Genomic DNA, 232 nt, shown 5'->3' on the forward strand with positions numbered 1-232 from the left:
TAGCTTGGCCACCAATGGTCAAGCTACAACGTTCACCGGCGTGACCGATACTGCCAGCCTGGCTGACCAGTTGAAATCCAACTCCGCCAAGCTCGGCATTAGCGTCAACTACGACGAATCCAAAGGCACCCTGTCGGTCAAATCCGACTCCGGTGAGAACCTGGCATTCAGCGCTGCCACCGCAGCCGGCTCGATCACCGTTGCCACCAAAGATGGTTCCGGCAACTACGGC

At 58.2% G+C, this 232-nt stretch carries 1 protein-coding gene; it reads left to right on the forward strand.

Features of this window, described 5'->3' with window-relative positions; translation table 11 throughout:
• Positions 1–232, forward strand: a 232-nt coding sequence (locus AC0608_RS13910; RefSeq protein WP_478289496.1) for a flagellin hook IN motif-containing protein, incomplete at both ends; no start/stop codon positions are given.

This window comes from Flavobacterium sp. GNP008 (genome assembly GCF_056428965.1).